At 45.4% G+C, this 6,249-nt stretch carries 6 protein-coding genes; all 6 read left to right on the plus strand.

The annotated features are described in order from the left end of the window. The first annotated feature begins 6 nt into the window (after positions 1-6). The 6 genes from NK638_RS06800 to tsf all read left to right on the plus strand — a co-directional run bounded on the left by NK638_RS06800 (position 7) and on the right by tsf (position 6,183). The gene (locus tag NK638_RS06800) at positions 7-2,235 is read left to right on the plus strand and encodes an ATP-binding protein (protein WP_274632418.1); all 2,229 of its coding nucleotides are present in this window, start codon (positions 7-9) and stop codon (positions 2,233-2,235) included. 59 nt (positions 2,236-2,294) lie between these two features. Then, a complete protein-coding gene (locus NK638_RS06805) occupies positions 2,295-2,657 on the plus strand; it encodes a response regulator (RefSeq protein WP_075102026.1) in 363 nt (120 codons plus the stop codon). Between the two features lie 29 nt (positions 2,658-2,686). After that, on the plus strand, positions 2,687-3,136 hold the full coding sequence (locus tag NK638_RS06810; protein ID WP_274632419.1) for a chemotaxis protein CheX: 450 nt from the start codon (positions 2,687-2,689) through the stop codon (positions 3,134-3,136). A 39-nt stretch (positions 3,137-3,175) separates the two neighbouring features. Further along, positions 3,176-3,625, plus strand: coding sequence for a chemotaxis protein CheX (locus NK638_RS06815; protein ID WP_083608603.1), 450 nt, complete (start codon positions 3,176-3,178; stop codon positions 3,623-3,625). 469 nt (positions 3,626-4,094) lie between these two features. Further along, the gene (rpsB, locus tag NK638_RS06820; RefSeq protein WP_192995952.1) at positions 4,095-4,874 is read left to right on the plus strand and encodes a 30S ribosomal protein S2; all 780 of its coding nucleotides are present in this window, start codon (positions 4,095-4,097) and stop codon (positions 4,872-4,874) included. Positions 4,875-5,301: 427 nt separating this feature from the next. After that, positions 5,302-6,183 (plus strand): translation elongation factor Ts, encoded by an 882-nt coding sequence (gene tsf / locus NK638_RS06825; protein ID WP_105244828.1) that lies wholly within the window; start codon positions 5,302-5,304, stop codon positions 6,181-6,183. Positions 6,184-6,249: the final 66 nt, after the last annotated feature.

Consider the following 6,249-nt stretch of genomic DNA (forward strand, 5'->3'; position numbering starts at 1 on the left):
TCAAACATGGCAACCACACCAAATATCGACAATAAGCGCTATCAAGGTCTGATCATCTCTATTGCACTGTTTTTATCACTCATCGGTGCCTTGCTAGCCTTTACCTTTTATACCTCCAGCCTGTTAGAAAGAAACACCGCTTTGATCGACCAGACCAACCAAGTCGCCAATAGTGCGCAGTCGGTCATCAAAGATCTTTTTGACTTAGATAACAGTTATGGTGAAGACACGAGCTCACCGCATATTCAGCGGGTATTGAGCCGTTTAGAAGAAAACACAGCACTGATTACCAATTCTCTTTCTGCTATTGAGCAAGGCGGTAGAATTACTGACAGTACAGGCGAAAGCTATAATCTGCCAAAGGTTGATGATAGCGCCCAAGCCAATGTTGCCGCTGCCAAAGAACAATGGCAGGCGCTAGAGCCCAAGATTCAGACCTATCTAAAAGACGCTGATAATATCATGGTGCCGTCGGCAGATGACTTGACTCGAGCGGTTGAGCAAGCCAAAACCTCCAGTTTGCTGATCAACGACTCGCTAGATAATCTGACACGCGACGTATTTAGTAATGCAGAGCGCCAAGCCACCACCATTCGTCTGATTCAGGTGTTGGGTGTTGCGGCGATTTTTGCTTACTTTTTGATTTTCGTATTCTTTTTTGTGCGCCGCTTACGTGAGACCGATGCCGAAGCTGCTGCTGCGCGCCGCGAAACACAAGAAATCATGGAAACGGTCAATACTGGTCTATTCTTGCTAGATAAAGACTTAAAGATTGGTCAACAGCACTCTCGTGCCCTCAATGGCATCATCGGTGCTGACAATTTGGCAGGTGAGAACTTTACCAGTGTCTTACGTGGTCGTATCTCTGACAAAGACCTAAACACCACCAAGCAGTTTATCGAGCAGTTATACAACCCGCGCGTCAAAGAAAAGCTGGTGGATTCACTAAACCCTTTACATAAGGTCATGCTACACAACGCCGGTGAAAATAAAGGCGCTGATAGCCGCTTCTTGGATTTTAAATTCTCACGCGTTTATGACAAAAAAGACATCGCGCGTATTCTGGTCAACGTCAATGATGTCTCTGATGCGGTTTATTTAGAGCAGCGCTTAGAAAAAGAGCGCTCGCAAAACGACATGCAAATCGAGATGCTCACCACCATCTTAAATGTAAATCCTAAGATCATTAATGAGTTTATCGCCAACACTGATGCGCATATCAATAAGATGAACAACATCTTAAAAAATCCTGGTAGCTCACAATACGAGCTCGAAACCAAACTAAAAGCCATTTATCGCGAAATGCATAGTCTAAAAGGCGAAGCATCAGCGCTAAAACTGCACAGCTTTACCAAGATTGCCTCAGATGCCGAAGACAAGTTGCATGCCTTACAAAACCAAGGTCAGCTATCAGGTAATGACTTCTTGCCATTGGCGGTACATCTAGATGACTTACTCAGCCTATCGAACACCATTGCCACGCTAGGTGAGCGGATCAATCGCTCGGAGCCTGCCGCTAGTAAGCCCGCTACTACCTCTACCACCGCATTAAGTGATGCCGTGGCACAGCAAAGCAGACCGCTTGCTGAGAGCACTGCACCCAAAAGCCAGCCAACCAGTTTATCGATTGGTAACATCAGTTTGGATGGCGGTCAAGATATCGATTTGAGTGATGATGCAGATGAAGACCAGCTGTCTTTTTATCGAGATTTTGCCAAAGATATCGCTGCAAGACAGGGCAAGCAAGTACAGCTCAACAGCCATACATTGACCCAAGTCAATATCCCAGAGCATCTGGCCAAGCCCCTCAAAGAGATTGGTATCCAGCTGCTACGAAATGCCGTGGTGCACGGTGTCGAGGCACCCAGCGTCCGTCATTCGCTCGGTAAAGAAACAGCAGGCAATATTGATCTAGAAGTACAAGACAACGGCCAAGAGGTTATGCTCATCGTGCAGGACGACGGTCAAGGCATCGATTACGACAGTATCCGTCATAAATTGGTGGCAGAAAACCATGTCGATAATGAAGCAGCAAGTCAGCTGACGCATAGCGACCTGCTCAAGCAGCTGTTTTCTTCAGGTTTTTCTACCAAAGAAGACACTGATGAAGACGGTGGCCGCGGCGTGGGTTTGGATATCATCAAATCACTGGTTAAGGACTACGACGGCAAGCTGAATGTAAATAGTGAACGGGGCAAAATGACAAGATTTGTCATTACACTACCAAAAGCTTAATAAGAGAGGTTAGGCATATTGTGCACCACAACAATGTGCCTCATTACAGGTAATAGGTTATGCATAAATTAATGATTGTTGATGATTCTAATATCATTAGAAACCGTATTCAGCGTGCGTATGACTCAGGTGAGTTTATGCTGGTCGCTACTGCGACCAGTGGTGTTCAGGCGCTAGAGAAGTTTAATATTCATCGTCCTGATGTGATCACCATGGATCTGACCATGCCGCAAATGGATGGTCTGGAGTGTATCGAAAAAATCATCGCCACTGATCCTGATGTCCGTATTTTAGTCGTATCTGCCTTGTCTGATAAGGCCACGGGGATTGAGGCGCTATCGCTTGGTGCCAGTGGGTTTTTGTGCAAGCCGTTTTCAGAAGAAGAGCTTGTAGAGTCTTTGCACGAGCTGGTGCAAGATTAATACCATTCAACGACTTGAGTAATGTCTATATGAAAGAACAAAAGCTACAGATTTTTTTAAACATCATTAGCAATTATTTTGATCAGTTTGGTGGAGAAGAGCTCGTCGCTGACACGCCGTATTTGCTAGAAAACAAACAGCCCAAAGTACATGACTACACTGGTGTGATTGGCATCTCTGGTGTTCAAAAAGGCGTGGTGTATTTTTCGGCGACTCACAAGTTGTTGTCCTCGCTACTAGATAGCATGGGCGAGACTGATAAAAGTGATGACAATTACATTGATCTAGCAGGCGAGGTTGCCAATACCATCGCAGGCAACGCCCGTACTGAGTTTGGCTCAGAGTTTCATATCTCGGTACCGTTTGTGTTTAAAGGAGCGCCCAAAAGTATCGTCCTACCAAACGATGAGCGTTCTTTTATTATCCCGATTACTTGGCATTCGCAAGTCGGTGAGATTGTGGTCTGTTTGCAGGACTGATGATCTCGCTATTACGTTTTAATACGGATGTTCGTTATTATGATTAAAGTAGAAAAATTGGGCGTATTTTTAAGTTCGATTAATGCGTTTTTTACGCAGATTGATGGGACAGAAGTAGACATCGATACGCCTTATTTAAATAACAATAAGACAGCGGTAGGCTATGACTACAGCGGCGTTATCAAAATCTCAGGTCCGCTACAAGGCTGCGTCTATGTCAGTGCGCCAAGCGCGATGCTGCGTGCGGTGGTTCAGGCGATGGGCGAGACCGACTCCTCTATTACGATGTTGAAGGACTTGCTCGGAGAGATGGCCAACACCATCTCTGGTAACGCTCGGACGGAGTTTGGGTCAGAGTTTATTATCTCGCCGCCGCACATCGTCGAGAGCGCGCCTAACGTGTCGTATCTACCCAAAGATCGGCAAAGCTATATCACGCCCTTTACCTGGCGTGGTCACAAGGCCGTCATTGGTATCTGCATCACTTAATGACAATTAACTGATCAACGACAATCAACTGATAGCGTCTCGTTTATCGCTTTGCCTCAACGAAAAGCGACAAAAAAGCGACAACAGTAAAAAGCGATACAATGGTATCGCTTTTTTTGTTGATACGACGATTTGAGGCGTGAGGCTCACGAGTTGTTAAATTGCGGTTTGTCCTCATAAAGCGCTGGAGGTTGTGAGGCGTTATATGATAAAATACGGCGCAGCTATTTCTATAATTTGCTTTATAGGAGGGGTTTGAGTTTTTTGCTAAAACCCGACATGGCTTCTTTTTTACACCAACCAATGACACACACATCATGGCAAAAAATTGCTGGGTGTTTGGCGACTTGATTAATTTGCAAGTTAGGTCCGTGCCATGATTATAGGCATGATCCACAGGCAGATGCGTGTTGCTAGATAGGCAGTTTTTGTGATGTGGAGGCATAACCCAACCAACAGGATATTTCACATGGCTACAAACAACCCAACCAAAATCGAAATGCGCGACTTACTACAAGCCGGCGCTCACTTTGGTCACCAAACACGTTTTTGGAACCCAAAAATGGGTCCTTATATCTTTGGTGCACGTAACAAAATTCATATCATCAACCTAGAGCACACCGTAAAAGCGTTCAACGAAGCGTTGACTTATGTAAACGGCCTAGCTGCCAAGAAAAACAAAGTATTGTTTGTTGGTACCAAACGTGCCGCTAGCGGTATTATCCGTGAGCAAGCCCAGCGCGCTGGCATGCCATACGTCGACCATCGCTGGTTGGGTGGTATGTTGACCAACTGGAAAACGCTACGTCAGTCAATCAGCCGTCTAAAAGAGCTTGAGAAGCAATCAGAAGACGGTACTTTTGCTAAGTTGACCAAGCGTGAAGCGCTTGAGCGTACTCGCGATATGGAAAAACTTGAGCGTTCACTAGGCGGTATCAAAGACATGGGTGGCCTACCTGACGCTATCTTTGTGGTAGACGTAGATCACGAAGCGATCGCTATCAAAGAAGCCAAAAACCTTGGTATCCCAGTAATCGGTATCGTTGATACCAACTCTAGCCCAGACAACGTTGACTACGTCATTCCAGCTAACGATGATGCTATCCGTGCTGTGACTCTATACGTCACGTCTATGGCTGATGCGATCATCGCTGGTAAAGAATACGCACAGACTCAAGCGGGCGGCAAAGCTGAGCAAGCACCTGCCGAAGAAGCCAATGCAGAAGAAGCAGCAACGCCAGCTGAATAATTCGCTGCATTAAAAGTGTTACTTTGTAAGGATGTCTTGATAGCACCGCTAGCAGCGTCCATATAAAGTCATTAATGATAAGCTCGTAGTAGGCATGATGCAGTTTTACTCGTCATGCCTTGTTGTTAAATAATAGCGCTGAAACCATGGCTATTACATAACGTGATGAAATGATGGCTGTCAAACGCCCTCAATCAATAACTGCTATTACATAAAATATATTAAATACATGCTGATGACATGATCGTCATCTATCATAAACTGGCCAAACGAGTATTATCGTTTACTCCAGTGGGTAGAGTCGCTGGATGTCATGATTTTTTTTATTAATAAGCAGATAATACGAGCGTTTTTCTTAAGTCATCAGCAGCCTTGAGAAAAATAGACATTAAGCCCTCCTATACATAACTATACTAAGGTGACTCTTATGACAGAAGTAAAAGTATCTGCCAAAATGGTAAAAGAATTGCGCGACCGTACTGGTCTTGGCATGATGGAATGTAAAAAAGCCCTACAAGAAGCCAATGGTGATGTTGAAGTAGCCATCGATAACTTGCGTAAGTCTGGTCAAGCAAAAGCGGCCAAAAAAGCAGGTAACATCGCAGCTGACGGCGCTATCATCATCGCTCAAGGCGACAACAAAGCGTTTTTGTTAGAAGTAAACTGCCAAACTGACTTTGTGGCAAAAGACGCCAACTTTACTGCTTTTGCAGAAAAAGTAGCCAACATCGCGCTAGAAAATAACGTCACAGACGTTGCTGCTATCTCTGAGCTACCATATGGCGATGGCCAAACCGTTGAAGAAGCACGCGTGGCTTTGGTACAAAAAATCGGCGAAAACATTCAGGTGCGCCGTGTAGAAACCCTAGAAGGTGCCAACCTAGCATCATATCGCCACGGTCTACGTATCGGTGTTGTGGTATCGTATGAAGGCGGCAGCGAAGAGACTGGCAAAAACCTAGCGATGCATATCGCAGCGTTCAACCCTGTAGCGGTCGACGACGAAAGCGTTGATGCTGATGTGTTAGCTCGCGAAAAAGACATCATCGAAGCCAAAGCCAAAGAGTCTGGCAAGCCTGACAACATCATTGAAAAAATGATCGAAGGTGGCCTACGTAAGTACCTAGACGAAGTCACTCTACTACGTCAGCCATACGTCATGGACAACGACAAAAAAGTTGGCGATGTCCTAAAAGCGGAAGGCGTAAAAGTACTAAGCTTCAAACGTCTAGAAGTGGGTGAAGGTATCGAGAAAAAGCAAGAAGACTTCGCAGCTGAAGTTGCAGCGGCTCAAGCGGCTAGCAAGTAATATCCAAGTAACATCTCTGTGCACTTGCACTGATGAGGACGGTTAAGCCATTGGTTTTGCCGTCAG

This window comes from Psychrobacter sp. A3 (genome assembly GCF_028823565.1).
GTDB lineage: Bacteria > Pseudomonadota > Gammaproteobacteria > Pseudomonadales > Moraxellaceae > Psychrobacter > Psychrobacter celer.

What these genes read in the sequence shown, in the direction of transcription:
- NK638_RS06800 (WP_274632418.1), top strand. Translation starts at nt 7, where the DNA reads ATGGCAACCACACCAAATATCGACAATAAGCGCTATCAAGGTCTGATC.
- NK638_RS06805 (WP_075102026.1), top strand. Translation starts at nt 2,295, where the DNA reads ATGCATAAATTAATGATTGTTGATGATTCTAATATCATTAGAAACCGT.
- NK638_RS06810 (WP_274632419.1), top strand. Translation starts at nt 2,687, where the DNA reads ATGAAAGAACAAAAGCTACAGATTTTTTTAAACATCATTAGCAATTAT.
- NK638_RS06815 (WP_083608603.1), top strand. Translation starts at nt 3,176, where the DNA reads ATGATTAAAGTAGAAAAATTGGGCGTATTTTTAAGTTCGATTAATGCG.
- rpsB (WP_192995952.1), top strand. Translation starts at nt 4,095, where the DNA reads ATGGCTACAAACAACCCAACCAAAATCGAAATGCGCGACTTACTACAA.
- tsf (WP_105244828.1), top strand. Translation starts at nt 5,302, where the DNA reads ATGACAGAAGTAAAAGTATCTGCCAAAATGGTAAAAGAATTGCGCGAC.